The sequence below is a fragment of the Bradyrhizobium sp. ERR14 genome (assembly GCF_014198235.1).
Classification (GTDB): Bacteria; Pseudomonadota; Alphaproteobacteria; order Rhizobiales; family Xanthobacteraceae; genus Bradyrhizobium.
Map to the genome: position 1 here is coordinate 22,714 of NZ_JACIHD010000018.1, position 25,820 is coordinate 48,533.

Annotated in this window: 22 protein-coding genes; 3 read left to right on the forward strand and 19 right to left on the reverse strand. The window is 65.3% G+C overall.

The window, feature by feature from the left end:
* Positions 1-167 precede the first annotated feature (167 nt).
* The 16 genes from GGD62_RS31820 to GGD62_RS31895 all read right to left on the reverse strand — a co-directional run bounded on the left by GGD62_RS31820 (position 168) and on the right by GGD62_RS31895 (position 19,003).
* Positions 168-1,418: a DUF1501 domain-containing protein gene (locus GGD62_RS31820; RefSeq protein WP_183712131.1), complete on the reverse strand. Its 1,251-nt coding sequence runs from the start codon at positions 1,416-1,418 to the stop codon at positions 168-170.
* 2 nt (positions 1,419-1,420) lie between these two features.
* Positions 1,421-2,893, reverse strand: a complete 1,473-nt coding sequence (locus GGD62_RS31825) for a DUF1800 family protein (protein ID WP_183712133.1) — start codon at positions 2,891-2,893, stop codon at positions 1,421-1,423.
* A 144-nt stretch (positions 2,894-3,037) separates the two neighbouring features.
* Positions 3,038-3,793 (reverse strand): hypothetical protein, encoded by a 756-nt coding sequence (locus tag GGD62_RS31830; RefSeq protein WP_183712135.1) that lies wholly within the window; start codon positions 3,791-3,793, stop codon positions 3,038-3,040.
* Positions 3,790-4,182 carry a BlaI/MecI/CopY family transcriptional regulator gene (locus GGD62_RS31835; RefSeq protein WP_018319749.1) on the reverse strand — a complete coding sequence of 131 codons (393 nt, stop codon included), beginning with the start codon at positions 4,180-4,182 and terminating at the stop codon, positions 3,790-3,792. The genes GGD62_RS31830 and GGD62_RS31835 overlap by 4 nt, the downstream gene beginning before the upstream one ends.
* A 286-nt stretch (positions 4,183-4,468) precedes the next feature.
* A complete protein-coding gene (locus GGD62_RS31840; RefSeq protein ID WP_312014315.1) occupies positions 4,469-6,121 on the reverse strand; it encodes an NAD-dependent malic enzyme in 1,653 nt (550 codons plus the stop codon).
* 161 nt (positions 6,122-6,282) lie between these two features.
* The gene (locus tag GGD62_RS31845) at positions 6,283-7,275 is read right to left on the reverse strand and encodes a tripartite tricarboxylate transporter substrate binding protein (RefSeq protein ID WP_183712137.1); all 993 of its coding nucleotides are present in this window, start codon (positions 7,273-7,275) and stop codon (positions 6,283-6,285) included.
* Between the two features lie 97 nt (positions 7,276-7,372).
* A complete protein-coding gene (locus GGD62_RS31850) occupies positions 7,373-9,712 on the reverse strand; it encodes a mechanosensitive ion channel domain-containing protein (protein ID WP_183712139.1) in 2,340 nt (779 codons plus the stop codon).
* Positions 9,713-10,522: 810 nt separating this feature from the next.
* On the reverse strand, positions 10,523-11,560 hold the full coding sequence (locus GGD62_RS31855; protein WP_183712141.1) for a patatin-like phospholipase family protein: 1,038 nt from the start codon (positions 11,558-11,560) through the stop codon (positions 10,523-10,525).
* Entirely contained in the window at positions 11,557-12,486 is a 930-nt protein-coding gene (locus GGD62_RS31860) for a polyphosphate kinase 2 family protein (protein ID WP_018319743.1), read from the reverse strand. Before GGD62_RS31860 ends, GGD62_RS31855 begins: the two co-directional genes overlap by 4 nt.
* Positions 12,446-13,465, reverse strand: a complete 1,020-nt coding sequence (locus GGD62_RS31865) for a branched-chain amino acid ABC transporter permease (protein WP_183257508.1) — start codon at positions 13,463-13,465, stop codon at positions 12,446-12,448. The genes GGD62_RS31860 and GGD62_RS31865 overlap by 41 nt, the downstream gene beginning before the upstream one ends.
* Positions 13,462-14,343, reverse strand: a complete 882-nt coding sequence (locus GGD62_RS31870) for a branched-chain amino acid ABC transporter permease (protein ID WP_018319741.1) — start codon at positions 14,341-14,343, stop codon at positions 13,462-13,464. The genes GGD62_RS31865 and GGD62_RS31870 overlap by 4 nt, the downstream gene beginning before the upstream one ends.
* Before the next feature lie 5 nt (positions 14,344-14,348).
* Positions 14,349-15,053 carry an ABC transporter ATP-binding protein gene (locus GGD62_RS31875; RefSeq protein WP_183712143.1) on the reverse strand — a complete coding sequence of 235 codons (705 nt, stop codon included), beginning with the start codon at positions 15,051-15,053 and terminating at the stop codon, positions 14,349-14,351.
* Positions 15,054-15,056: 3 nt separating this feature from the next.
* Positions 15,057-15,824 (reverse strand): ABC transporter ATP-binding protein, encoded by a 768-nt coding sequence (locus tag GGD62_RS31880; RefSeq protein WP_018319739.1) that lies wholly within the window; start codon positions 15,822-15,824, stop codon positions 15,057-15,059.
* A gap of 14 nt (positions 15,825-15,838) precedes the next feature.
* The gene (locus GGD62_RS31885; RefSeq protein ID WP_092253307.1) at positions 15,839-17,149 is read right to left on the reverse strand and encodes an ABC transporter substrate-binding protein; all 1,311 of its coding nucleotides are present in this window, start codon (positions 17,147-17,149) and stop codon (positions 15,839-15,841) included.
* A 93-nt stretch (positions 17,150-17,242) separates the two neighbouring features.
* Positions 17,243-17,947 carry an NUDIX hydrolase gene (locus GGD62_RS31890; protein WP_179736073.1) on the reverse strand — a complete coding sequence of 235 codons (705 nt, stop codon included), beginning with the start codon at positions 17,945-17,947 and terminating at the stop codon, positions 17,243-17,245.
* Positions 17,948-17,977: 30 nt separating this feature from the next.
* Positions 17,978-19,003, reverse strand: coding sequence for an ABC transporter substrate-binding protein (locus tag GGD62_RS31895; protein WP_183257510.1), 1,026 nt, complete (start codon positions 19,001-19,003; stop codon positions 17,978-17,980).
* A 138-nt stretch (positions 19,004-19,141) separates the two neighbouring features.
* Between GGD62_RS31895 and GGD62_RS31900 the strand changes: the two genes are divergently transcribed.
* Positions 19,142-19,591: a cupin domain-containing protein gene (locus GGD62_RS31900; RefSeq protein ID WP_183712145.1), complete on the forward strand. Its 450-nt coding sequence runs from the start codon at positions 19,142-19,144 to the stop codon at positions 19,589-19,591.
* A gap of 47 nt (positions 19,592-19,638) precedes the next feature.
* On the opposite strand, the gene GGD62_RS31905 is transcribed toward GGD62_RS31900, so the two are convergent.
* Positions 19,639-20,427, reverse strand: a complete 789-nt coding sequence (locus GGD62_RS31905) for an ABC transporter permease (protein WP_018319734.1) — start codon at positions 20,425-20,427, stop codon at positions 19,639-19,641.
* Positions 20,427-21,245, reverse strand: coding sequence for an ABC transporter ATP-binding protein (locus GGD62_RS31910; protein WP_018319733.1), 819 nt, complete (start codon positions 21,243-21,245; stop codon positions 20,427-20,429). The genes GGD62_RS31905 and GGD62_RS31910 overlap by 1 nt, the downstream gene beginning before the upstream one ends.
* 280 nt (positions 21,246-21,525) lie before the next feature.
* On the opposite strand from GGD62_RS31910, the gene GGD62_RS31915 reads away from it, so the two are divergent.
* Together GGD62_RS31915 and GGD62_RS31920 are read left to right on the forward strand one after the other, a co-directional pair.
* The gene (locus GGD62_RS31915) at positions 21,526-22,308 is read left to right on the forward strand and encodes an ABC transporter ATP-binding protein (RefSeq protein ID WP_183712146.1); all 783 of its coding nucleotides are present in this window, start codon (positions 21,526-21,528) and stop codon (positions 22,306-22,308) included.
* Positions 22,305-23,864 (forward strand): glycine betaine ABC transporter substrate-binding protein, encoded by a 1,560-nt coding sequence (locus GGD62_RS31920; protein WP_183712147.1) that lies wholly within the window; start codon positions 22,305-22,307, stop codon positions 23,862-23,864. Before GGD62_RS31915 ends, GGD62_RS31920 begins: the two co-directional genes overlap by 4 nt.
* 147 nt (positions 23,865-24,011) lie before the next feature.
* On the opposite strand, the gene GGD62_RS31925 is transcribed toward GGD62_RS31920, so the two are convergent.
* Positions 24,012-25,724 (reverse strand): sulfatase-like hydrolase/transferase, encoded by a 1,713-nt coding sequence (locus GGD62_RS31925; RefSeq protein ID WP_183712148.1) that lies wholly within the window; start codon positions 25,722-25,724, stop codon positions 24,012-24,014.
* Positions 25,725-25,820: the final 96 nt, after the last annotated feature.

The window sequence follows — 25,820 nt, forward strand, 5'->3', positions numbered from 1 at the left end:
AGCCTCATCCCTGTTGCGGCGCGGAGCCAGCTTCGGCGCCGGCGTATCGGGGCTGCGCGTTCTCTCTGAGGATGCGCGCGAACTCACGCCAATAGAGCCTTTGCCAGTTCGTCTTCAAGCTGGCGAGAAAATCGAGCTCTCTTTGCGTCAGCGTGCACATTGCGCCTTCAGGCCACAAGGCCCCCCATCGGCTTGACGTCGGCGCTGCCGGGGAAAACCGCATCCGCCAGCACCTTCTCCTCGACGCGCAAATGATCCCTGAGCAGGCCCTTGAGCACGGCGCGCAGATCGGTGGTCGGCTTGAGGTCGCGATCCTCGAACAGTTGCGCCGGCTTCAGTCCCGGCCAGTCCGCGATCACGCGGCCGCCGGCGAGCCCGCCGCCGATCAGGAACGCGACCGTGCCGGTGCCGTGATCGGTGCCTTGCGTTCCGTTGATGCGCGCGGTGCGCCCGAACTCGGTGACCACGGCGACGACGGTCTCGCCCCAGGCCTCGCCCATGTTGCTCTCGATCGCGGCGAAGGCGCCGTCGAGCGCGCCGAGCAGATTGTAGAGCTGGCCCGAGGCCGCGCCTTCGGCGATGTGCGTATCCCAACCGACGAAGCCCATGGCGCCGACGCGCGGACCGTCTTGCTTGGCGAGATAGCGCGCGGCGGTGCCGGCGGCGTCGGCGAAGTAGGCGCGCACGCGCGCGATGCCCGGCGGCGCCAGGGTCGGATCGTCCGACATAACGTCGCCCGCGCTGGGTGCCCCGCTGAGCGAAGCGAGCTTCATGCGCGCCTGCAGCACGGTCGCGAGCTTCGGATCGGTGTGCTGGTAGAGATCGAGCAGGCGGCTCTGCGTGTCCTCGCTCGCCGGGAGCAATTTCTGCGGCACCCAGGTCATGACCGGCGCCGAACCGCGCACCACCAGCGGCGTCACCGAGCCGATGCCGAGCGCGCGGCTGCCGCGTGGATCGACGCGGCCGCCCGATTCCAGCGCGAGCAGCGCGCGGTTGAGCCATCCCGAACTGGTCATACCGGGCTTGACGAGCCCGCTCTCCAGCACGTCCTGGCCGTCGAAATGCGAGCGCTCGCGATAGGGCGTCGCAACTGCGTGGACGATCGCCGCCTTGCCGCTCTTGTAGAGCCGGTGCAAATTCGGCATCGCCGGATTGAGCGCGAAGAAGGCATCGAGCGGCAGCGCCGGCGGCTTGCCGTCCAGCACCAGCGCGCGATCGCCGCGCAATGAGATCCAGTCGGGATCGCCGACCGGCGCGACGGCGCCGAGACCGTCGAGCGCACCGCGCAGCACGATGACGAGCAGGCGCGGATCGCGCCCCTCCGCACGCGCGATCCTGGGCATCTGGCTCCATGCGAACAGCGCACCGGAGCCGACCAGAAGCTCGCGTCGCGTGGGCAAATGATTGACGACGCCCATGCTCACCTCCTCTGAAAATCCGCCGACATGAACAGCAGCGCCAGCGCCTGCTGCCGGCTCTCGGCGCGGCCGACCGCCTGCTTCACCTCGGGGGCGATCTGCGATGCAAAGACGTCCTCGATGATGGCTTGCGGATCGGCCATGCCGGTGATGCGCTCCGCGAAATTGTTGGCCACGTCGAGCCGCCGGCCGACGCCGTCGATCCAGCTTGCTTCATCATCCGGATAACCCTTGGGCGCGGGCGGACGCCACAGCGCCTCTCCCAGCAGCTCCTGGCCGCCGGTGAAGCGGACGGGATCGACCTGCGTGATGCCGGTTGCGCGCACCATCCCGACGACCCATTCGCCGGGACGCTTGAGCTTCGACGGCGGCGCGCGCCACGCCTCGTCCGACGACACCATCAGGGTCGCGACCTGCTTGAGGTCGCCATCGGTGTCGCGAAAAACCTTCGCCATCTGTTCGACCAGCGCAGGCGGCGGCTCGTCGGCGACGAAGTGGCGCGCGAGCTTGGTCGCGACATGAGTCGCCGTTGCCGGATGCGTAGCGAGATCGCGCAGCACGGCGCGGCCCTGCTCGACATCCTCCTGCTCATAGCGCTTGCCGAGCACGGTCTGTCCGCCGGGCTCGTGCAGCCGCGGATTGAAGGTGAACTCGCCGCCATGCTGGGGATCGGCGCCCGGCGGCACCAGCGTCCAGCCGGTCAGCACGTTGGCGAAGTTGATGACGTCGTCCTGGGTGTAGCCGGAGCGCACGCCGAGCGTATGCAGCTCCATGATCTCGCGGGCAAAGTTCTCGTTGAGGCCGCTGCTGCGGTTGATGCCCGCGGTCGAATTCGCCCCCATCGAACCGAGATTGTCGAGATAGAACAGCATCGCCGGATGGCCTTCGACGGCCAGCAGGAGATCGACGAACCGGCCAAGCGCATTGGCGCGAACCGCCTCGCGTTCATAGGCGCCGGACATGCTCTGGATCCGGTTGGCCGAGACGCAGAAATGATTTGACCAGAACCAGACCAGCCGCTCGGCAAAGCCGATATCGGCTGCAAGCGCCGCCTCCGTGCGCAGCTTGGCTTCCTGCAAATACATCGGACGTCCGGGATCAGGAATAGCGTCGGCGGCTTGCTTCGCCGCCATCTCGGCGGCGTCCTTTTCCTGGCCCGCTTGCCCCTGCGTCTGCAATTGCGGCTGAGCCTGGTCGTCAGCTGCGGTGGGCGCCGACGCCATCTGCTGCTTCTTGGCCTGCTGCTGCGCTTGCTTGGCGCGGGCCGTGCGCCGCGCATTGGCATCGGCCACGATACGATAGGCTTTCGCACTGGAGGGCAGGCTGGCCGCCGCGGCGAGCACGAGCGGCCGGTCGAGCTCGGCGATCAGCGCGCCACGCGGGTCGCTTCCCAGCGCGGCAATCGAGCCCGGCCGCGGCCCCATCCCGAAGCGATGGAGCGCCAGCACGGCTTCGGCCTTTGCGGAATTGCTCATGGCGAATGCCCGATTCTACGAGCCCGCCCGACGGCATCGCTCGAGGCTACGAATTGTAATGCTACATATCGTAGCATTCGTGGGACTGGCAGACAAGCGGAGATTGAAACACCTCCATCAAGACATCGGGAGCGGCCGGCGGCCCTAGAAATTCGGCCCGAGCGCGATCTTCGTGATGGTGTCGTTCCTGACGCCGATGCGCCATTCCGCCGAGCCGTTGGCGAACTGGGCGATGTAGATGTCGCTGTCGAGCGCGGTGACGCCGCGGAAGGAGACCGCACGCAACGCACCGAGCCGCGCCAGGATCGCCTGGTCGAACGGCAACTGCTGACGCGTGATGTCGGCCACTTCCGAGGTCATGTGCTCATAGTCCGGCTGTCCTCTGCCGACGCCCTCGATATAGCGGCGCAGCATCGCCTCGCCATTGGCGATCGGAACGGCGCGGCGCGCGGCGCGACCGGGATGCGCGCCGATATTCGAGGCTGCGCGCGCCAGACGCCAGGTCAGGCAGAGCCCGATCGCGAGCCGCAGCAGCAACAGGCCAGCGACGCCGGCATAGATCACGGTGGCAACGAGCCACCAATTGATCGAGAGCCCGCTTCTGGCCTGCGGCGCGATGGCAATGCCGGGCGCGACTGGCAGCGCGGGCTGCGGCGTCTCCAGCATCGAGACGTCGGCCGGCAGAAAATCATCCGGCACGGCGACCGGCAAGGGCAGCCGGGTGATCGTGAGCGTCGGCCAATGCATCACGAACGGCATCGCCAGCGAGGCCAGCAGCACGACGACCCAGGCCGTCATGTGAACGTGCGGGTTGCGCACGCGAAACAGATTGAGACCGAACCAGACGACGCCTCCCAGCACAAGGGAGCGCAGTGCCGCCTCCGCCAGAGTTGCGATCATTCTTTCTTCACTCCCCTCGCCTTCTTCGCCTTGGCCACCTGGTCGGCCAGCGTGCGCAATTGCTGCTGGTCGAGCATCTTGTTGTCCACCATGCCGACGAGGACCTCCTCGATCGAGCCGTTGCAGAACCAGTCGACGATGCGCTGCACCGCCTTGGCCGCCACCTTCGCGCGCGGCTCGGCGGCCTGGTAGACGTAGGTACGTCCGTCCACGGTGTGGTTAGCATAGCCCTTTTCTTCCAGCCGCCGCAGCACCGTGCGCACCGTCGATTCCTTCAGACGCCGCGACAACCGCTCGCGCACGATTTCGGCCGTGACAGGACCATGGGCCCAAACCAATTGCATGACCTCGTGCTCGAGGTCGCCCAGTTCGGGCAAACGATCGTCCATGGCGACTTACCTTGCGGATTGAGTTTTCTTGTAGCGCTACAGACTGTCGCATATGCGGCCGCGCGGCACAATGGCGATTCCACCTGGGATGGTGCCGGTGTGCTGACCTAGTTGCCGGCTCGTGATTTGAGGGAAGTCGAAATATGCGAGGTCGTCACGCCCGGGCTTGTCCCGGGCATCCACGTTCGTACCGCGCGTCAAGACGAGGATGGCCGGGACAAGCCCGGCCATGACGAGGCGGACACGTGACGCGCCCTAACCGCGCCGCTTGGCCGGGGATGGCGGCTTAGTAATGCGGCTCGTACATCTGCGACTGCACGAGCGCCTTGACGTCGTTGGGTGCGGGTCCGTCGGCGAGGCCGCGCTGATAGGCAACATCCGCCACCGCCGCGGCGATGCGGACCGAGACCTCGCGGATGCGCGGCAGGGCCGGATAGAGGCTGCCCTGCGCGAGATCTTCCTTGCCGACGCAATCGGCGAGCGTATGGGCGGCCGCCATGAACATCTCGTCGGTCACCAGCTTCGAGCCGCTGGCGATGACGCCGAGGCCGACGCCGGGGAAGATGTAGGAGTTGTTGCCCTGGCGCGGCACGAAACTGCGGCCGTTCAGCGTCACCGGATCATACGGACTGCCGCAGGCGAACAGCGCGCGCCCATCGGTGTAGCGATAGGCGTCCTCCGCCGAGCATTCGGCCTTCGAGGTCGGGTTGGACAGCGCGAACACGATCGGCTGTTCGTTGAGCTCGGCCATCGCCTTGAGCACCTCGGGCGTGAAGGCGCCGCCAACCGCGGCAACCCCGATGATCGCGGTCGGCTTCAGCGTCTTGATCGCGGTGAGGAAGTTGCTGATCGGGGCCTGGCCGGTGTGGGCATAGCGCAGCTTGTGGCCGGAAAGGCCCTCACGGCCGCCGACGACGAGCCCGCGGGAATCCACCAGCCAGTTGCGCCGGAGTGCTTCGGCTTCCGAAGCACCCTCCGCCATCATCGCGGAGACCACGAGATCGGCAATGCCGGTTGCCGCCTCGCCTGCGCCGAGGAACAGGATGCGCTGATCCTTCAGCTTGCCGCCGTTCACGCGTAGCGCCGAGAACAGGCCGGCGAGCGCGACCGCCGCGGTGCCCTGGATGTCGTCGTTGAAGACGCAGGCTTCATCCCGGTATTTATGCAGCAGCTTGAACGCCGAATGATTGGCGAAATCCTCGAACTGGATCAGCACGCCCGGAAAGGTTTTTCGCGCGGCTTGCATGAATTCGTCGACGAAGCTGTCATAGGCCTCGCCCGTCAGCCGCCGCTCGCGCAGGCCGAGATAATAGGGATCGTTCAAGAGCTCTTCGTTGTTGGTGCCGACGTCGAGCACAATCGGCAAGCACGCTTCCGGATGCACGCCCGCGCAGGCCGAATAGAGCGAGAGCTTGCCGACCGGAATACCCATGCCGTTGGCACCGAGATCGCCCAGTCCCAAAATGCGCTCGCCGTCGGTGACGACGATCAGCTTGGCCGCATAGGGCCAGTTCTTCAGAATGTCCGCGATCTGACCGCGGTCGCGCGAGGAGATGAACATGCCGCGCGGCCGCTGGAAGATCAGGCCGAATTTCTGGCAGGCGAGCCCGACCGTCGGGGTGTAGATGATCGGCTGGATCTCGTCGATATTGTCGACGACGACGCGGAAGAACAGCGCCTCGTTGCGGTCATGCAGCGCGTTCAGCGCGACGTATTTTTCCAGATCGGTCGGCAGCGTTCGCAGATTGGTGAGGACGCGCTGAGCCTGCGTCTCCATCGTCAGCACGCAAGGCGGCAACAGGCCGCGCAGGCCCAGCTCCTCGCGCTCGGCTTCCGTGAAGGCGGTCCCCTTGTTGAGCAAGGGATCGCGCAGCAGTGTCATGCCTTGCGGCGGATTGGACGATGTCGGTTGGGCAACGACCCGGGCAGGTCTATTCACGAATTCCCCCAAGAAGCTTCATATTGAACCGCCGACATTGTCGGCCAGCGCTCCATTGAGATCAAGGACGTAGCGACGGAGGCATCGATTGTGATCTCGCACCGCAGCGAGACTCTCGCGAACGACAGGCAGTCGCACGCGAAAAGGTTAACGTCGCAAGGCTATTCCGGCTTGATATCGGCAGCCTTCACGATCGGCCACCATTTCTCGGTCTCGGCCTTCTGGAACGCCGCAAGCGCTGCGGGCGTCTGCTGCGCCGGGTGCGGAATCTCCTGCCCCAGTTCGGCAAAGCGCTGCTTGACGGCGGGCTCGGCGAGCACGGCGATGATGGCCGCGTTGAGCTTGGTGACGATGTCCTTCGGCGTGTTCTTCGGTGCCCAGATGCCGTGCCAGTAGGAGATGTAGAGACCCGGCAGGCCCGCTTCGTCGACGGTCGGCACATCAGGCGCAGATGCGAGCCGCGTTGGCGAGGTCACCGCGAAGGCCTTGATCGCACCGCTCTTGACGTGCGGCAGCGAGTTCGAGGCCTGGTCGAACATGATGTCGATCTGGCCGGCGACGAGATCGATCATGGCAGGTCCTGCGCCGCGATAGGGCACGAACTGGAAGTCGGTGCCGGTCTTGTCCTTGAAGAAGACGCCGGCGACGTGTGCGCCCGTGCCGGCCCCGGCCGTCCCGGCGGTGGCCTTGCCGGGGTTGGCCTTCAGCCAGGCGATCATCTCTTTCAGGCTGTTCGCCTCGAGCGACTTCCTGCCGACGATGAGCTGCGTCCCCATCGCGATCATTGCGACCGGCTCGAAATCGGCGACCACGTCATAGGGCAGCTTGAAGATCGCGCCGTTCAGCACATGGGTGCCCCAATGACCGATGGTGATGGTGGTGCCGTCGGGTGTCGCACGCGCCACACGCGCGCCGGCGATGCTGCCGGAGGCGCCGGCCACGTTCTCGACCACGACCGTGGTGTGCAGCTCGGCGGCGATTCGCTCGGACAGGATTCGCGCCAGCGTGTCGGTCGGGCCTCCCGCCGCGAACGGTACGATGAGGGTTATGGGGCGCGATGACTGGGCGCTTGCCGGTGCGCACCACATCGCGCATCCAATCAACGCGCCAACGACGAACACATGACCGCGCAACACGGCCCACAGCCCCCGCATCAGCCTCTCCCACCCTTTTTGCCGCCCGCATGTCGGCAGCGGGCTGGAGGGCGAGTGAACGCTGCCGGACGGGCCGAGGCAAGCGGTAAGTTGACTGCTATCCGGCCGCCCGCCGCGGCGTCAGATTGGCCGCGCCATCTGCCGGCGGCACGACGTGCATCAGGATGGTCTGGGTGGCGGAAGCGACGTCGATACCGTTCTGCTGGAAGCGCAGCTTCATGCGGCGGTTGAATTCGCGCTGGACCGGCCAGCGCCCGGCCTCGGTGCAGCGGATCTGGCCGACGATCGACACCATCGCACCGTCGACCTTGTCGATGCCCCAGAGATCGAGGTCGCCGCGGATCAGCGGGCGGAATTCCGGTTCGCGGCGCATCTCGTCGACGATGTCCTTGAGGATCTGGCCGGCGCGGTCGGTGTCTTCCTTGTAGGCGACGTTGACGCTGACCGAGGCGTTGCCGGCGCCGCGGCTGGCATTGGTGATGGTCGTGACCGCGCTGAACGGCACGATGTGCACGGCGCCGTCGCCGGCGCGCAGACGGATGGTGCGGATCGAGACGTTCTCGACCACGCCCGACAGCCCCGACACGCTGACATTGTCGCCGACCTGCACCGTGTTCTCCAGCAGCAAAAAGAGACCGGTGATGAGATCCTGCACCAGCTTCTGCGAGCCGAAGCCGATCGCAATGCCGACGATGCCGGCGCCCGCGAGCAGCGGCGCGACATTGACGCCGATCTCGCTCAACGCGGTGAGGCCGACGACGGTGGCGATCAGGCACAGCAGCGCCGTGCGCAGCATCGGCTGAAAGGTGCGCAACCGCGCGGCACGGGCGTAGTGCCCGTCCCGCGACAGCGTGTTGATCTGGCGGTCCAGCAGCGCGTTGCTGGCTTCCCAGATCGCCGCCGCGATCAGGACGGCAAGGCCGATCGTCACCACGGCCGAGATCAGCCGGCTGCCGATCTGGCCGCCATAGAACCAGACGATGGCGTCCACGCCCCAGACCTCGAGCACGGCGACGAAGCCGATGAAGCCGATCACGCCGGATACGATCTTGCGCAGCAGCGGCAGATAGCGGTTGGCGCGGATCTCGAGACCGGGAAAGCGCTGGAGGATCTCCGGCTTGATTCGGAAGCCGCGGTCGATCAGGCTGAGCGTCAGCATGATGGCGACGCGCGTGACCAGCGCCACCACGACCGTACCGACGAAATACTGCAAGAGCAGCGAATAGCCGTTGCGGATGTTGAGCGCCCACACCGCCCACAGCGCAAGATCGAGCGCGATGGCAAGATAATGCCAGCCGCCGGCGACGCGGTTGCGCAGGCGGGCGGCGATGCCCTGCCGCTCGGCCGGCGCACGGATGGCCTCGGCGACCTGCCGGCGGCATTGCAGGATGATGACGACGATGAAGAGGTGCACGACCAGCATCACCATGCGCAGCAGCGCCGCATAACCGGTACGATGCAGGCCGAGCAGCAGGGCCACATTGGCAAAGGCGATGCCGGAGACGCCGACGCCGACGATGCGGCGCGCCCAGATCTCGATATAGGCCGCGGTCTCGGCCCGGACCGGAAACAGCCCGAACGGTCCCGCCAGCGCCCGGATCACGCAGATGAGTCCGCGCGAGAAGGCATAGGCATTGACCACCGCGAGGATCACGAGGCGAACGGTCGTGGGCTCGCCGATCTCGGTGCCGAGCAGCGCGGTGGCGACGCCGACGAAGATGACCACCGGCAGCAGTTCGAGCACGAGACGTCCCAGCACGAAGGGCAGCCGCAACAGGACCTGCCACACGCGCGCGAGGCTGTGGCGTCGCTTGTTCAAGTCGGGCGCGGGCGTGACATCGGCGGTTGAGGACGGCGGGTCGGCAATGGGGATCACCTGTGCCGGCAGGTGCGCGGTTTGCGGCACGCGCCCTTCCAGGAACGCAACCGGGCGGCGGATCAGGCGAAAGATCACCCACTCGGCCGCAAGGGCGCAGCCGAGCACCAGCGCCAGCTTCCAGGCGATCTCGATCAGGAGATTGTAGGCGGCAGGATCGTTCGCAGTCCGCAGGAACCAGTAGTAGAAGGCCGGGAAGTGCGTGAGCGTCCGCGCCATGCTGGCGATCTCGCTCGAGATCGCGCCGATCTCCTCCGACACCGTGAGCAGGAGTTGCGCGCCAAGGCCGTCGGCGGAGAGCGGGATCGGCGACTTCTGCTCAGGCGCGGGCGGCGCAGGCTGCTGCTGACCGGACGCACTCGCGATCGCGCGCAGCGTGTCGATCATCTGCGCGCGCTTCTTGTCATCCTGGAGCGTATCCAGCGCGCGCCTGGCTTCGTCGGGCGACAGTGCGGCAGCATTGTTGGCCGCCGGCCGAGGCGTTTCGGCGCGGAGGCCGGAGAAAGAGGAGATCGCGAGGAAGAGAGCGGCGAGGACCGCCGGGGCAAGCTTATGCGACACGAGGATTCCCTGGAAAAAATGAATGAGCCGGCGGCGTCAGGACCGTCGCCGCCGAAGCACACGCGTCATGTCGGATCGCAGCTATTCGCCTCCGGCCTGTGTCGGAAGTTGGCCTTTGAGGCGACATTCTCTTGGCATTTGCCGCAATGCGAAGATCGGGGAACCGCAACATCGGCGCGGGTCAATTGCCTGGCAATTGCGCTGCGGCCATGGTTCGAGACGCGCTCGGGCCAGCCGACGTGCCATGCAACACCCTCCGTCATTCCGGGAGTCGGCCCGGAATGACGGCAAGGAGGAAGGTGGAGGAGAAAAGCAGGATGTCAAAACCACCTGTCGCGGTCAGCCTCGTCTTGGCCATCCGGACACGATCGATGTGATGCAAAATACAGCGCCGGGAAGGTAGGGGCTCTGCCTCACTGATGCAGCCCGCTAAACCTTGACCCGGCGTGCCGTTCGCGGTTTCCGCCGCTATGCGATAGTCCGAACGAGCTCCATCGCACTTAACGCGGCTGGATTTGCGGAGGTGGAGTCATAGACCTCCCCTTGCTCATGAGGTGGACGTTGCGCGTCGCTTGTTTGCGACCAGCGGAATGCTCCTCCTGTGCCACAAAACTGTCAAGCGGGATCGACAAGCGCGCGATCACAATTGGAGGCGTTAGTTCCGCAGGGTTTGGCGCAGGGTCTGTTTTGCCCGACGCATCAACTCCATTTCGCAAAATCCGCATTCATACGACACCCGCCGGCAAGCCATTGATTTCGCTGCGCCCGGCTACTGTGCATGGGGTTGTTTTCGTAGTTTTTGTCTGAGGCCTAGAGAAACATGTCGGCCAGGTCCACTGTCGAGGCGATCCCGACCTGGTCGAAGTTGCGCGCGAGCCAGCTTCGCGCCGCCGAACGGCCCTCGTCGCGCAGGCGGCACAACAGGCTCCATTCGGGATGGAATTGCGTGGCCGTGCCGAGCTGCGACATCAGCTGGTCGTTGCCGATCCAGTGCATGTACATGCGGCTGTGCTTGCCGCTGTCGAGCTCGCCATCGTCGATCAGCCGTGTGGCGAAGGCGATCGCGCGCATCTCACGCATCAGGGACGAATTGAAGCTGATCTCGTTGATGCGATGGAGGACGTCGGCCGCGCTCGTCGGCAGCTCGTCGCGCCGGATCGCCGTGACCTGCACGACGACGACGTCGTGGCTGCCCTTGCGGTAGATCAGCGGGAAGATCGCGGGATTGCCGAGATAGCCGCCGTCCCAATAATGCTCGCCGTCGATCTCGACGGCCTGGAAATAGGGCGGCAGGCAGGCCGAGGCCAGTACGGTCTCCGCGGTGAGATGCGGGCTCTGAAATACCTTGATCTTGCCGGTGCGGACGTTGGTCGCGTTGAGGAACAGTTGCGGTGCCTCGGGCGAGGAATTGAGCCGATCGAAATCGACGACCCGCTGCAAGAGCGACCGGAGCGGATTGAAATGAAAGGGATTGAGCAGACCCGGCGGCAGCGTGTGCGTCAACGTGTGGATGACGGCGTGAACCGGATGATATTCCGGCGGCAGCTTCAGGGCCTGGATCCACTGGTTCAGCGGCGACATCAAATCGTATGCCATGTCCATGCGAGACACTTCGTACCAGAATGCGTGCAGGCTCTCTCGCGCGGCCTCCGCGCCCCCGTGCGCCATGCCGGAAGCCATCGCCACCGCGTTCATGGCGCCGGCACTGGTCGCGCTGACCGCCTCGATCGCGAGCCTGCCGTCTTCGAGCACCTGGTCGAGCACGCCCCAGACGAAGGCGCCGTGCGCGCCGCCGCCCTGGAGCGCGAAATTGATGGTCTTGCGGTCGGCGGTCCGATTGGCTGTCACTTTGCTTTCTTCTTGCCTCCCGTCCCCTCTTTCTCCAAGGCCTTGCGCACCTCGTCGAACTCCGCCACCGAGGCCTTGTCGGCGCGGGGGAAACGCAGGTCGAGCTTTTCGAGCGCGGCATTGATCACCGAACCGATCACGACGCGCGCGAACCATTTGTGGTCCGCCGGCACGACATACCACGGCGCATGCGGCGTAGAGGTGTGCCGGACGATATCCTGGTAGACCGCCTGGTAGCGCGGCCACAGCGCGCGCTCCTTGATGTCGTCCATCGAGAACTTCCATTGCTTGGCCGGCTCCTCCAGCCGGTCGAGGAAACGCTTGCGCTGCTCCTCTCTGGAGACGTTGAGGAAGAACTTCAGCACCACGGTGCCGTTGCGGCAGAGATACCGCTCCCAGGCGGCAATGTCCTCGAACCGCTCGTTCCAGATGTTCTTGGTGAGGAGCTTTGACGGCAGCTTCTCGTTGGCCAGAAGTTGCGGATGAACGCGCGTGACGAGGCATTCCTCGTAGTGCGAGCGATTGAAGATGCCGATATGGCCGCGTTCGGGCAGCGCGACCGCGTGCCGCCAAAGGAAATCGTGGTCAAGCTCGTTCTTGCTCGGCGCCTTGAAGGCGGTCACCTCGCAGCCCTGCGGGTTGATGCCCTCGAAGATCGCCTTGATGGCGCTGTCCTTGCCGCCGGCGTCCATGGCCTGAAATACGATCAGGAGCGACCAGCGGTCCTGGGCATAGAGCTTCTCCTGAAACCCGATCAGCCGCTTCTTGTTGGCGTCGAGAATCGCCAACGACTTCTCCTTGTCGAGATCGCCCTTCTCGTCGGTCTTGTGCGCCTTGAGATGAAACTTGCCCGATCCATCGTAGCGGAACGGCGTGATGTAGCGGTCAAGTTCCTGGGCGAGCGATTTGGACGGCTTCTTGCTCATGAGCGCGGGGCACCTTGCGTTGCGGCTTCAGTCGGTCGAGCAAGCTACCAAGGATGCCCTTGGGAAGGAATATGATGAAAAGGACCAGCAGCACGCCGTAGACGAGATTGTCCCAGCCGACCGCCTTGGTGCCAAAGCCGATGCGAAGGGTTTCCGCCAGCAGGATGGTGATCACGGCGCCAAAGGTCGGACCGAGCGAGACGAACAGGCCACCCACGATGGCCGCGAACACCATCTGCAGCGACACCGCGATGCCGCTGACGGTGTCGGGCGTGATGAACATCTGGTACTGGCAGTAGATCGCGCCCGCGAGCGCCGTCATCAGGGCACTGAGCAGCGTGATCTTCAGCTTCTCCGCGGTGACGTCGACGCCGGCGGCGGCGGCTGCGTCCTCGTCCTCCGAGATCGCCTCCAGCGCGTAGCGGCTCATGCTGCGGTCGACCCAGTGCCAGACCACGATGCCGAACAGCCAGACCCCGAGCGCAATCAGATACCAGGTCGTCTTGTCGTCGAACTGCAGTGCCAGCAGCTTGTTGCCCGAGGTTCGATTCGGCGTGTAGCCCAGCGAGCCGCCGGTGTAGTCGCGCGTCGCCGTGATAACCTGGAGCACGATGCCCGACAGCGCCAGCGTCACCAGCACGAAATAGTGTCCGGTGATGCGGAAGCGGAAGCAGGGATAACCGACGATCAGCGCCAGTGCGCCGGCAGCGACCATGCTGACGGGAATGCCGATCCAGGGCGACACGCCGAGGTGATTCCAGAGCAGCGCGGTGACATAGGCGCCGATCCCCATGAAGCCGCCATGGCCGAGCGAGACGAGGCCGAACCGCCCCATCATCGACCACGACGTGTAGGCGAACGACCAGATCAGGATCAGCACCAGGATGTGCAGATGATAGGGATCGCGATAGACGAAGGGCAGCGCGACCAGCGCCGCCAGACCAATCCCCCATGCCGCAAGCCGCCCCTGCCCCATCATCGGCGCCTCGCGAGCAGGCCCGCGGGCCGGATGAACATCATGACGATGAAAAAGGCGAAGGCGAGCACATAACCCCATTCGAGGTCGGAGAACAGGCCGCCGAGCGAGATGATCTCGGCGAACACGAAGGCGGCGATGAAGCCGCCGATGAAATTGCCGAGCCCGCCGAGCACGCAGATCAGGAAGGTGATCGGCCCGAAGGACAGGCCGACGAATGGATGCACGTCATATTGCAGCACCAGCAGGCAGGCGGCGAGCCCCGCGAGCGCGCCGCCGAGCGCGGAGGTGATGAGATAGATCCGCTTGGTGTCGACGCCCATCAACGCCATGATCTGCCGGTCCTGCGAGATGGCGCGGATCGCGGTGCCGGTAAAGGTGCGCGTCATGAACAGATAGACGGCGACCATGCCGACCAGCGCGGCCAGGAACGACAGTAGCCGCGCGTAGCTGAAATTCATGTCGCCGAGGGCGAGCACCGGCAGGCGGATGCCGAGATTTCGGAAATCGATGCCGAAGGCGACGGTGGCAAAGCTCTGCAGCACGAACAGCACGCCGCCGGTCGCAAGCAGCTGGTTGATCGGCGGCGCAGTCAACAGCGGCGCGATCACGAGGTAATGCAGCGCCGCGCCGAGGATCGCGACCAGCACGATAGTGAAGGGCGCGGCGACGAAATAGCTGACGCCGTAATACTGCACCATGAAATACATGGCGTACATGCCGATCATCACCAGCTCGGCATAGCAGATCCAGGTCACGTCGATCACGCCGAAGATCAGGTTCAGCCCGAGCGCGAGCAGCGCCAGCACGCCGCCGAGCAGGATGCCGTTGATCACGGCCTCCAGCAGATAGATGTCGAAGACGTCCAAGAATGCCTGCATGCCCCTCACACCCCGAGATACGCTTCCTTGACCGTGTCGCTCGCCAGCATCTCGGCGGACGTGCCGGATGCGCGAATGGTGCCCGCCTCGATCAGATAGGCGCGATCGACCACTTTCAGCACTTGCTGCACGTTCTGCTCCACGATCAGCACGGTGAGCCCGCTGGCGCGGATCCGCTTCACCAGCTCGAACACCTGCTGCACCACGACCGGCGCGAGGCCGGCCGATGGCTCGTCGAGCAGCAGCAGCTTTGGATTGGACATCAGCGCACGGCCGATCGCGCACATCTGCTGCTCGCCGCCGGACATGGTGCCAGCCATCTGGTGGCGCCGTTCCTTCAGGCGTGGAAACAGGTCGAACACCACTTCGAGCCGCTCGGCATACTGACTGCGCGCCTCCTTCATGAAGGCGCCCATCTTGAGATTGTCGTCGACCGAGAGCTGCGGAAACAGCCGCCGGTTTTCCGGCACATGCGCAATGCCGAGGCTGACGATCTTGTGCGGCGGAGTCGCCACGACGTCGGTCCGCTCCATCCGGATCGAGCCGCGCGAGGGCCGGATCAGGCCGGAGATGACGCGCATCAGGGTGGTCTTGCCGGCGCCATTGGGGCCGATGACGCCGACGGCTTCGCCGGCCTTCACGTCGAGATTGACATCGAACAGCGCCTGGAACGTGCCATAGCCGGCATTGACCGCGCGGAGCTCCAGCATCGTCTAGCCTCCCGCGCGGCGGCGCGCTTCGGCGGCCGCGGCCTGCGTGGTCTCGGCATCTGTGCCGAGATAGACCTCGATGACGCGCGGATCGCCCGCAACCGCGCTCGGCAGGCCTTCCGAGATCTTCTCGCCGTGATCAAGCACCATGACGCGATCGACGACGCGCATCAGCACGCCCATGATGTGCTCGACCCAGATGATGGTGATGCCGAGCTCGTCGCGGATGTTGCGCAACATGTCGGCGGCCTGATCCATCTCGGTTTCGTCGAGACCGCCGAGGCTCTCGTCGGCCAGCAGCAGCTTTGGCGCCGTGGCGAGCGCTTTCGCAAGCTCGAGCTTCTTCAACCCCGCTGCGCCGAGGCCATCGACGCTGGCATGGCGATCGGTCGGCAGGCCGACCATCGCAAGTGACCGTTCGGCCGCTTCCTCGGCCTTGATGCGGCTGTGGCGACCCTGGCCGTAAAAGCCGGCGAGCGCGACGTTCTCGAAGATGGTCAGGCGGCGGAACGGCCGCGGAATCTGGAAGGTGCGGCCGATTCCGCTGTTGATGATCCGGTGCGGTGCGAGTCCCGCGATCTCGGAGCCGCCGAACACGATCGAGCCCGATGTCGGCGCCAGCGTGCCGGAGAGCATGTTGAAGATCGTGCTCTTGCCCGAACCGTTCGGCCCGATCAAGCCGAGGATCTCGCCCTGATCAACCCGAAACGACACGTTGTTGACGGCGGTGAAGCCGCCGAACCGCTTCACCAGCCCACTGACTTCCAGCACCAGACACTCCGCCGCTATTGGTTGCTGTAGGTGGTGCCTTTCGGCAGCGGCAGCACGGCTTCGCGCTGCGCCTGGCTCTTCGGCCACACCACGGAGGATTTGTCGTCGATGTACTGGATCACGACGGGGAACGAGCGCTCGTTCTGCCCGGCCATGGGGCTGCCCTCGCCGTAGAACTTCACGCCGAAGCCGAGCATGGTGCCGCCTTCGGGGATGTCGGTGTCGAGCGCCGCCTTGCGCAGCGCCTCGGGATCGACGCCACCATATTTCTTGATCGCGCGCGGCAGCACGTCGGCCATGAACACGTAAGTGTTGGACGCGCCGATGCCGACATGGGCGGAGCGGATGGCAACCCCGGGCCTGATCTTGTCAAACTCCTCGCCGACCATCTTGATCACGGGCGGGAGCTTCGGATCCATGGTCTTCTGGTTGGCGAGCCAGATCGAGATCGGGTCGGCGTTGAAGATGTAGGTGGCGTCGGCCCCCATGCCTTCCTTCAGCTTCTCATAGACGCCGTAGCCCGCACCATGGCCCATCAGCGCGCCGAACTTCAGGCCCTGCTCGCGGGCCTGGCGGAGCAGCAGCGTGATGTCGGGGTTGTAGCCGGTGTGGAAGATCACGTCGGGCTTGGCACGCTTGAGCTTGGTCACCAGCGCCGATAGATCGGGCGCGGTCGCCGAATAGCCCTCCTTCATCACGACGTTGAAGCCGGCTTTCTTCGCGCCTGCCTCGTTGCCCTTGGAGACGTCGACGCCATAGGCGCCGTCCTCGTGGATGATGGCGACGCGCAGGTCCTTCGGCTCCTTGTCGAACTTCGCCTTGGCGTTCTGCGCGATGAAATCCATCGTCATCATGCCGAACTGGTCGCCGCTCGCCTGCGGGCGGAAGACGTATTTGTAGCCCTTCTCGTTGAACACGGCGGACGAGATGCAGGTCGTCATCCACATGAACTTCTTGAGCTGCTCGACGCGGGCGGCCACCGGCACGCACTGCGCCGAGGAGAAGAAGCCGAGCACCATGTCGACCTTCTCCTGCTCGAGCAGGCGGACGGATTCGTTGATGGCGATGTCGGGCTTGCTCTGCGCATCGGCATAGACCGCCTCGATCTTGTAGCCTTCGACGCCGGTCTTGGCGAAATGGTCGAGGATGATCTTCGCGCCGATATAGCCGAGTTCGGAACCGCCGCCGGCCAGAGGTCCGGTCAAATCAAAAACGACGCCGATCTTGATCTTCTTGTCCTGAGCCTGGGCGGCCACCGCCAGGCTCGTCGCGGATATCGCGATCACCAGCCCACGTACCAATCGGGCAGCCATGCGCAGGCGCATCAAAACCTCCCTGGACGATTGTGCATTGCATTCGTCTTGCTTTTGGTTGCCCCCATCACATGGGCAGAGCGCAGGGATGTCAAGCCTCGCGCATCAGCGCGAGGCGAACTGCTGCTCGATAAAGGCCGTGACAAATCGCGGCATGGTCGGCGTGAGATCACCCGTCCCGCGCACGAGATGAATCGCCGACAATTCCGGCTCGTGCTCACGGGCGAGATTGGTTTCGATCCGGGCGCGAGCCTCGTCGCCGGGCATATCGAGGTTGAGCACCTGCATCATCGCAATCGTGGGGCCGCTGACGACGCAATACCAGTCCGGCTCGGCCCGATAGTCCGCCGCCGTCAAGCCGGTCTCTTCCTGGATTTCGCGGACGACGCTGCCGGGAATGTCCAGCATCCCATCCCTGACATCGTCGAGATCGGGCGTGCCCGACGGGAAATAGATGCGGCCTGCGTTCGCGGTGTGCTGCGCCATCTCGCCCATCAGGAAGGCGCCGTCGGACGTGCGCAGCGCGCCCATGCCAAACCCGTTGAACACGGGCGCGCCGGGAAAGCCCCAGTCGCGCCAGGCAAGGAAGCTTGCGAAGTCGGTCTCGAAATAGGTAGCAGTGAAATGACCGTCCGCGAATACGGGATCGCGTCCCATCAGGACGCGGCCGTTCCAGATCTTCGGCCGCTCGCGCTGCTTCTCGGCGAAGTGCGCCGCGATCTCGGCCCGACGCTCCTCGGCGAACGGCCAGACGATCGGCCGCACGGCAAGAGCAAGCGTCGTGACGCGATGAATGATCGGTGACGTCATGAGGGGGCGACTATCACGCCTTCGCGTCAGCTATTTGGCGTTCCCCGTGGTCTTCTTGGCCTGCTCGACGAACTTGTTGGTGAAGGTCTTGCTGACGTCGATCTTGGCGTTCGCCACCTCGGGCGAGCCGACGCTGAACACCGCGAGCACGGCATCCGCGCCCTTCGGGTCCATCTTGCCGGTCTCCGAGTACATCGGGATCGTGTTCTTCAGCGCGGCGAGATAGAGATCCTTGTTCTTGCCGACTGTCTCCTCCGGCATCTTCGCCATGATCTCCTCAGGGCTGTGCGAATGGATCCAGGCGAGCGTGGCGAGGATCGCGTTGGTGAGCGCCTGTGTCTCCTTCTCGTGCTTGGCAACCCAGGCCGCGGTCGAGTACAGCGCGCCGCCGGGATATTCGCCGCCGAAGGTCTCGAGCGTGTCCTTCTGCGTCCGCGTGTCGGAGAGGATGCGCAGATCCTTGTGGCTGCCCTGCAGCACGGTGACGGAGGGATCGAGCATCACGGCCGCGTCGATCTGGCCCTGCTCCATCGCGGCGACCGCGGTGGCGCCGAGGCCGACGCCAATCACGGCGGCGCTGGTCGGATCGACGCCGTTCTTCTTGAGCATGTACTTCAGGAAGAAGTCGGTCGAGGAACCGGGCGCGCTGACCCCGACCTTCTTGCCGGCGAGATCCTTGACCGACTTGATGTCGTTGGTGCGCGAGGGCGCGACCACGAGCACGAGGCCGGGATAGCGGTCATAGACCACGAAAGCCTGGAGCTCCTGCTTCTTGGCGGCCAGATTGACGCAATGGTCGAAATAGCCGGACACGACGTCGGCGCTGCCGCCGAGCACGGCCTTGAGCGCGTCCGAGCCGCCCTTGAGGTCGACCAGCTCGACATCGAGGCCGGCCTTCTCGTATTCGCCGAGCTGCTTGGCCAGCACCGTCGGCAAATAGCACAGGCAGGAGCCGCCGCCGACCGCGATGGTGACCTTGCTTTGCGCCGCCGCAAATCCGGTGGTGAGCGTCAGCGCGAGCAGCGCCGCGGCGAGCCTGGCAATCGTGTTCTTCATTGGTTTCCTCCGTTCGGCCGGCGGCACCATAGAGCAGCGCGACGGGCTTGAGAAGCGTGGCCTAAGGCACTGGCCTTCGGCCTTTTGGCGCAATAGCATGCGGGTACAACAACAAACTCGTGATGGGGAGGATCATCCATGAATCGCCTTGCAACCGGGCTGTCGATCGCCGCCGCCTTTGCCGCCGGATGCGGCGCGAACCAGCTGCTCCGGCCGGCGCTGGCCGCCGAGAACATCACCGCGCAGATCATCCACACCGGCGAGATGGAAGGCGATGCGCTCGGCGCCGCCAACAATGTCGGCTACCGCTCAAAAATGTTCGCGAGCGCCGACGGCGCCACGATCTCGATCCAGGTCGGCAATGTGCCCAAGCACATGCATCCCAACACCAACGAGATCCAGTACATCCTGGACGGCACCGGCACGATCTGGCTCGGCGACAAGGAAGTCACGGTCAAGCCGGGCGACCTCGTCATCATCCCGAAGGGCACGCCGCATGGCGGCACCAAGCCGATCAGCGGACAGGTCAAGGCGATCGCAATCAAGACACCGCCGCAGGCACCCGACGACACCAAGCTGCTGGATTGAGGCTTCGCGATTGGGGCCCGCGCCGATACGCGGGTCCCGCCTCGCGCCTAGCCGCGCCCATCCGATGCGGTCGGCCGCCACACCAACAGGCGCCGCTCCACCAGCGTGACCCCATAGTCGATCAGGATCACGAACGCCGACAGCACGAACATGCCGGCGAACACGCCGGCGACGTCGAACACGCCCTCCGCCTGCTGGATGAGATAGCCGAGGCCCGCTGCCGATCCCAGATATTCGCCGACGACCGCGCCGACCACGGCAAAGCCGACCGAGGTGTGCAGCGAGGAGAACATCCAGGACAGCGCCGAGGGCCAATAGACGTGCCGCATCAGCTGCCGCTCGCTCATGCCGAGCATGCGGCCATTGTCGAGCACGGTGCGGCTGACCTCCTTGACGCCCTGATAGACGTTGAAGAACACGATGAAGAACACCAGGGTCACGCCGAGCGCGACCTTGGACCAGATGCCGAGGCCCAGCCACAGCGCGAAGATCGGCGCCAGCACCACGCGCGGCAGCGCGTTGACCATCTTGACGTAGGGGTCGAACACTGCCGCTACAATCGGCTGGCGCGCGAACCAGAAGCCGACCAGCACGCCGCCGAGCGAACCGATCACGAAGGCGAGGATCGATTCCGCCAACGTGATGCCGAGGTGCTTCCAGATCACGCCGGAAGAGAACCACTTCACGATCTGGCTGAAGACGTCGAACGGGTTGGAGAAGAAGAACGGCGGCAGCAGGATCTTGCCGAACACGGGAACGGTCGATAGCACCTGCCACAGCACGATGCAGACGACCGCGACCAGGACTTGCAGCGCAAACAGCGTCGGGCGCGACATCAGACCGCCTCCGCCGCTTGGGTGGATTGGGCGTAGCCCTTCATCACCTCGTCCTTGAGCACGCTCCAGATCTCGCGGTGGAGCGCATGGAACTCCTTGTCCAGTCGCACCTCGAAGATGTCGCGCGGCCGCGGCAGGCTCACCTGCCAGTCGCCGATGATACGCGAGGACGGCCCCGCCGACATGATCACGACGCGGTCGGCGAGCGCGATCGCCTCTTCGAGATCATGGGTGACGAACAGCACGGCCTTGCGGTCGGCATTCCAGAGGTCGAGCAGCAGGTTGCCCATCACCTGGCGGGTCTGAGCATCGAGCGGCCCGAACGGCTCGTCCATCAAGAGGATTTTCGGATCGCGGATCAGCACCTGCGCCAGCGCCACGCGCTTGCGCTGGCCGCCCGAGAGCATGTGCGGATAGCGACCCGCGAACGCGCCAAGGCCGACCGAGGTCAGCCATTTCTGCGCGCGCGGCAGTGCCTCGGCGCGCGGCGTGCCCTTGATCTCCAGCCCGATCGCGACATTGTCGAGCGCGGTCTTCCACGGGAACAGCGCGTCGGCCTGGAACAGATAGCCGGCATCCCGGTTCAGTCCCGCGAGCGGCCGGTCGAAAATCCTGACGCTGCCGGCGGCCGGCTTCAGCAGCCCGGCCGCGACGTTGAGCAGCGTCGATTTCCCGCAGCCCGTGGGCCCGACGATGGCGACGAACTCGCCTTGCGCCACTGTGAGGTGGGCCTTTTCCACCGCTGTATAGACCCGCCCGTCCCCGAGCCGGAACGCAACCTTGGCATCTTCCAGCGCCACTGCCGTTGGCGTTGACATATATTCCCTCCGAACCTGGCCCGATGCCTTAGCCGCTCGCGCGGCCAAGTTCAATCAAGCCGCCAAGCGTGCTACGGATGGGCGTCGCCGCGCTCTTACCCTTCCCTGGAGGGGGAGGGTCGGCTCACATGAGCGCCAGCGAAATGTGAGACGGGGTGGGGTGACGGTCTCTCCACATCCAACACTGCCCGGGTTGAGAGACCACCCCACCCCGCTCGCGCAGCGCGCGATCGACCCTCCCCCTCCAGGGCAGGGTAAGAGAAAAGCGAGCTCGCCTGCGATGCCTTCCAAGCCAGCCATCAGCTATGCCCACGTCACCAAGAGCTTCGGCCTGCTCAAGGCCGTGGACGATTTGTCGCTCGACATCGCCGAGGGCGAATTTGTGGCGATCGTCGGCGGCTCGGGCTCCGGCAAGACCACGCTGCTGCGGCTCGCCAACCGGCTGATCGAGGCCGATGTCGGCGCGATCACGGTCGAGGGCGAGGACGTACAAAACGTCGATCCGGTCGCGCTGCGGCGGCGGATCGGCTACGTGTTCCAGAGCGGCGGGCTGTTTCCGCATCTGAGCGTCGCCGACAATATCGGGATCACGCCGAAACTGCTGGGCCAGCCGGCGGCCGATATCGCAGCGCGCGTCGACGAGCTGCTGGAGCTCGTGCAGCTCGACCGTGACGCGCATCGCAGCCGTCTGCCGGAGGCGCTCTCCGGCGGCCAGCGCCAGCGCGTCGGCGTGGCGCGGGCGCTGGCGGCAAGGCCCCGCATCGTGCTGATGGACGAGCCGTTCGGCGCGCTCGATCCCATCACCCGCGATGCGCTCGGCGACGACTATCGTTCGCTGCATCGCAAGCTCGGCCTGACCACCGTGATGATCACGCATGACATGACGGAGGCGATCCTGCTCGCCGACCGCATCGCGGTGATGCGCAGCGGACAGCTGCTCGCGCAGGGCACCCCCACCGAGCTCTCGAACAACAGCGACGCTTACGTGCTGGAGCTGCTGCGTACGCCGCGGCGCCAGGTCGAGCGGCTGAACGCGCTGCTGCCACAAAGCGGTGCGGCATGAGCTTCCTCGCCGATCCACGCTGGGGCGAGGCGCTGGCGCATTTGCCCGATTATCTCGGCAATCATGTGCGGGTCAGTCTCGCCGCGCTCGCGCTTGGCCTTGCCGTCAGCCTGCCGCTGGCGATCCTGACACGCAATCGCCCGGCGCCGCGAGCCATCCTGCTCGCAATCGCCAGCATCGTGCAGACAGTGCCGGGCCTGGCGCTGCTCGCGCTGTTCTATCCGCTGCTGCTGCTGGCCGCCTCGGTGACGCTGGCCTGGTTCGGCGTATCCTTCTCGGCGTTCGGCTTCCTGCCGGCGATGCTGGCGCTGGCGCTCTATTCGATGCTGCCGGTGCTGCGCAACGGCATCACCGGGCTCAACGGCATCGATCCCGCGCTGATCGAGGCCGCCAAGGGCGTCGGCATGACCGCGCGGCAATCGCTCGTCATGGTCGAGCTGCCGCTGGCGCTGCCGGTGATGATGGCGGGCATCCGCACCGCCGCGGTGTGGGTGATCGGCACCGCGACGCTGTCGACGCCGATCGGGCAGACCAGCCTCGGCAATTACATCTTTGCCGGGCTTCAAACCCAGAACTGGGTGTTCGTGCTGTTCGGCTGCTTTGCCTCGGCGCTGCTGGCGCTCGCCGTCGATCAGCTGCTCGGCCTGATCGAGGGCGGCCTGCGCCAACGCAGCCGCGCCCGCACCGCGCTCGGCGCAGCCGGTATCGCGGCGCTGGTCGCTGCAACGCTGGTGCCGACGATGGGACGCTCGTCGCAGGGCTATGTCGTCGGCGCCAAGACCTTCGCCGAGCAATATGTGCTGTCGGCCCTGCTCAGGGACCGCCTCCAGGCCGCCGGTCTGCCCGCGACGACGCGCTCGGGTCTCGGCTCCAGCGTGATCTTCGGGGCGTTGAAGGCCGGCGACATCGATCTCTATGTCGATTATTCCGGCACGCTCTGGGCCAATCAGCTGCATCGCACCAACATCAAGCCGCGCGCAGAGCTGTTGACGGATTTGAAGGCAAGCCTGGCAAAGGACAACATCACCCTGCTCGGCGAGCTCGGCTTCGAGAACGCCTATGCGTTGGTGCTTCCGAAGAAGCGCGCCGAAGCGCTTGGCATCCGGACCATTGCCGATCTCGCGGGGCACGCATCGACGCTATCGATTGCCGGCGACTACGAGTTCTTCTCGCGGCCGGAGTGGGCGGCGCTGCAAAAGGCCTATGGCCTTTCGTTCCGCGCCCAGCGCCAGATGCAGCCGGATTTCATGTATGCAGCGGTTGCGAGCGGCGAAGTCGACGTGATCGCCGGCTACACCAGCGACGGGTTGATCGCGAAATACGACCTTGTCGCGCTCGACGATCCCAGGCACGCGATACCGCCCTACGACGCGATCCTCCTGCTCGCACCGAAGCGCGCCGGGGACGAGCGGCTCAAGGCGGCACTGCAACCGCTGCTCGGCAAGATCGACATCGCCACTATGCGCGAGGCGAACCTGCGCGCCAGCGGCAATGACGCGAATTCCTCGCCGGATGCGGTGGCGAAGTGGCTGTGGGAGAAGGTGGGCGGGCGGTAGGTTGAGATTTCGTAGGGTGGGCAGAGGCGCGCAAGCGCCGTGCCCACGGTCGCTGGATGCGTGTGAGAGGTGGTGGGCACGCTTCCGCCTTCGCTCTTCGAGCTACGGCGGACAAGTCGCTTTGCCCACTCAGGATGGCGGTAGAGCCTACAGCCCCCTGATGATCCCCGCGTTGATCAGCAGGCGGTTCAGCCGCCGCGCTTCGATGCCGTCCTTGCAGCTGTAGAACACGCCCTTACAGCGGAGCATGATCTCCTTCTGCTCGGCGAAGGACGGATCGAGCGGGATGCCGGCGGCCTCCTGAATCACCAGCGGCAGATAAGGGCCGTCGATCGTGTCCATCACGGCAGCACTCTTCACCGGCTCGAAATTGACGGCGTCGATCGCGTAATAGGTCGCGTAGAGGCGCGGATCGTAGGCGTCCAGCTTCTTGCCGAGAGCGCCCTCGTCGAGCCCGGGCTCGAGGATAGCAGGCGCGAACTCGGGTTGATGATCGCCATAGCGCACGATCAGGAAGGGCTCGCCCGGGAACGTCTTCTTCAGGCCCGCGACGAACGCCTTGTATTGCTCGGCGCTGATCGCCTGCCGACGCAGATATTCGTCGATGGACGGCACATTGCCCGGCGCGCGCCAGGTCGGCAGCAGGTCGGGACGGAAGCGCGTCTCCCACGGGAAATGATTGGCACCGAGATAGATGAAGGTGAACAGCGGCTTGTTGGGCGGCTGCTGGCCCATCAGCTGGAGCGCCTTGTCGTAGAAGAAGCCGTCGGGCTCGACGTCCTTGGCACCGAGGTCTTTGGCGTCGAGGAAGCGTTCGATGCCGGTCGTCAGCTGGAAGCTGCGCGCGGCCATGAAGCCGCCATGGGCGGGATAGAGCGACATCGTGTCGTAGCCGCAACGGCGCAGCGCCAGCGGCAGCCCGCGCTCGACGCGGTTCGAGGCGATGCGCGTCACGAAATAGGCAAAGCGGCCGAACGAGCGCGAGGAGAGGCCTGCAAGCACGTTGTATTCGGTGAACCAGCTCGGCCCGCCATTGCTCTCGGCCAGGAACGTGCGTTGCTTGCCGTCCCAGGATTTGAAGTGGCTGCCATAGCCCTGCGGCACCTTGATGCCCTGGGCGGCGCGGATGTCGAAGCTCGATTCATCATGGATCATGATGATGTTCGGCCGGCGTCCGGCAGGATGGCAGGAATCGACCAGCGGCATGTTGAGGCGCTCGTTGGTCGCGGCGGCCGATTCCATGAAGCCGTACTGCACGAAATCGGAGACCGAGCTGACGCCGGAGCGGAAGAACTTCGACAGATAGCCGTCGTCGTAATAGCCGCGCCAGGCTTCGTCCGGATGATAGAGCGAATAGCCGACCAGCGCGGCAAGGCAGGCCAGCTTGCAGGCGAACGCCGGCAGACGGCGGATGCGGAACGGATCGAGCCACCACAGCGCATACATCAGCGGCAGCGTGACGAAGCCGGCCAGGATCACCGACCAGCGCAAATTCGGGAAGATCGTGAACAGGAACGCGACGGTGTCGCGGTCGATCATCATCAGGTCGATGAAGTTGACCGTCATCTGGACGACGTCGTGCTTGAGCCGCGACAGCAGCACCAGCACGACGACCATGGTCAGCGACAGCGCGCCTGATAGCGCCGGCCGCCGCAGCAGGGTGATCCAGAAAAAATTGAGGATGCCCCAGGCCAGCGCGAAGGAGAGCCGCGAGCCGAAATCGGTCTCGGTCTGGTACATCAGCGCGAGCGCGGCCAGATGCGGCGCGGCAACCGCGAGCAGCCGCCAGATGCCGAGCGCGGCGACGCTCGCCAGCACGGCGGTCGTGGCAGAAGGACCTGGATTGGGCGCGGACGCCATCGACGACACGCTATACTTCAAGTCCGGCGCGGTGATGCCAGGCCGTCTGGTCCTCGAGACGGTGACGGGGCGTCCGGAGCAGCCGGAAGCCTGCAC

What these genes read in the sequence shown, in the direction of transcription:
- GGD62_RS31925 (WP_183712148.1), bottom strand. Translation starts at nt 25,724, where the DNA reads ATGGCGTCCGCGCCCAATCCAGGTCCTTCTGCCACGACCGCCGTGCTG.
- GGD62_RS31890 (WP_179736073.1), bottom strand. Translation starts at nt 17,947, where the DNA reads ATGACGTCACCGATCATTCATCGCGTCACGACGCTTGCTCTTGCCGTG.
- GGD62_RS31860 (WP_018319743.1), bottom strand. Translation starts at nt 12,486, where the DNA reads ATGAGCAAGAAGCCGTCCAAATCGCTCGCCCAGGAACTTGACCGCTAC.
- GGD62_RS31915 (WP_183712146.1), top strand. Translation starts at nt 21,526, where the DNA reads ATGCCTTCCAAGCCAGCCATCAGCTATGCCCACGTCACCAAGAGCTTC.
- GGD62_RS31910 (WP_018319733.1), bottom strand. Translation starts at nt 21,245, where the DNA reads ATGTCAACGCCAACGGCAGTGGCGCTGGAAGATGCCAAGGTTGCGTTC.
- GGD62_RS31830 (WP_183712135.1), bottom strand. Translation starts at nt 3,793, where the DNA reads ATGATCGCAACTCTGGCGGAGGCGGCACTGCGCTCCCTTGTGCTGGGA.
- GGD62_RS31875 (WP_183712143.1), bottom strand. Translation starts at nt 15,053, where the DNA reads ATGCTGGAGCTCCGCGCGGTCAATGCCGGCTATGGCACGTTCCAGGCG.
- GGD62_RS31885 (WP_092253307.1), bottom strand. Translation starts at nt 17,149, where the DNA reads ATGCGCCTGCGCATGGCTGCCCGATTGGTACGTGGGCTGGTGATCGCG.
- GGD62_RS31920 (WP_183712147.1), top strand. Translation starts at nt 22,305, where the DNA reads ATGAGCTTCCTCGCCGATCCACGCTGGGGCGAGGCGCTGGCGCATTTG.
- GGD62_RS31845 (WP_183712137.1), bottom strand. Translation starts at nt 7,275, where the DNA reads ATGCGGGGGCTGTGGGCCGTGTTGCGCGGTCATGTGTTCGTCGTTGGC.
- GGD62_RS31900 (WP_183712145.1), top strand. Translation starts at nt 19,142, where the DNA reads ATGAATCGCCTTGCAACCGGGCTGTCGATCGCCGCCGCCTTTGCCGCC.
- GGD62_RS31870 (WP_018319741.1), bottom strand. Translation starts at nt 14,343, where the DNA reads ATGCAGGCATTCTTGGACGTCTTCGACATCTATCTGCTGGAGGCCGTG.
- GGD62_RS31905 (WP_018319734.1), bottom strand. Translation starts at nt 20,427, where the DNA reads ATGTCGCGCCCGACGCTGTTTGCGCTGCAAGTCCTGGTCGCGGTCGTC.
- GGD62_RS31825 (WP_183712133.1), bottom strand. Translation starts at nt 2,893, where the DNA reads ATGAGCAATTCCGCAAAGGCCGAAGCCGTGCTGGCGCTCCATCGCTTC.
- GGD62_RS31865 (WP_183257508.1), bottom strand. Translation starts at nt 13,465, where the DNA reads ATGATGGGGCAGGGGCGGCTTGCGGCATGGGGGATTGGTCTGGCGGCG.
- GGD62_RS31820 (WP_183712131.1), bottom strand. Translation starts at nt 1,418, where the DNA reads ATGGGCGTCGTCAATCATTTGCCCACGCGACGCGAGCTTCTGGTCGGC.
- GGD62_RS31835 (WP_018319749.1), bottom strand. Translation starts at nt 4,182, where the DNA reads ATGGACGATCGTTTGCCCGAACTGGGCGACCTCGAGCACGAGGTCATG.
- GGD62_RS31895 (WP_183257510.1), bottom strand. Translation starts at nt 19,003, where the DNA reads ATGAAGAACACGATTGCCAGGCTCGCCGCGGCGCTGCTCGCGCTGACG.